1 protein-coding gene is annotated in these 483 nt (G+C 53.8%); it reads left to right on the top strand.

What is annotated here, in order from left to right; all coding sequences use genetic code 11:
- Positions 1 to 250 precede the first annotated feature (250 nt).
- The coding region (locus tag HX792_RS30145) for a transposase (RefSeq protein WP_176999477.1) at positions 251 to 483 on the top strand (233 nt) is incomplete at its 3' end.

The raw sequence follows: 483 nt of genomic DNA, 5'->3' as shown, positions 1-483 counted from the left end.
GGCAAGCCAGCTCCTTGTATCTCGACTATCGCCTCGTCAGAGGCGATAGTTCTCGACTGATCATCGAGGGAAGACCGTGAAGCCGTCCAGCTCCTAGGGCCTCGAGCTCGCGTTGTAGATATGTGCTCCGGTCTTCCACACTCACTCAATCAGTTCGAACGGTATCTAGTTGCCCGCTTCGGCGTGAGCACGTATTGGCAAGGCAGAACCGAGTGCAGTGATGATCTTTTCAGACCTTAGGGAGAAGACCATGTCCGCTTTCGTTGGTATCGACACAGCAAAAAGCTCTTTCGACGTTGCTGCACCACTGGATAACGGCAAGTTTCGTACGAAGGCCAAGCTGCCCAATAACGCTAACGGCTTCAAGGAGTTTGCGGCCTGGCTGGAAAAACATGCGGACTCACAGGCCTGGGTCGTCATGGAGGCTACTGGCACCTATCACGAGGCACTTGCAGACTTCCTGCATGCCAAAGATTATCGAGT

The sequence above is a fragment of the Pseudomonas sp. B6002 genome (assembly GCF_013385985.1).
GTDB lineage: Bacteria > Pseudomonadota > Gammaproteobacteria > Pseudomonadales > Pseudomonadaceae > Aquipseudomonas.
Note: the sequence above shows the minus strand (reverse complement) of the source record. Positions and strands in the feature narration are given on the sequence as shown.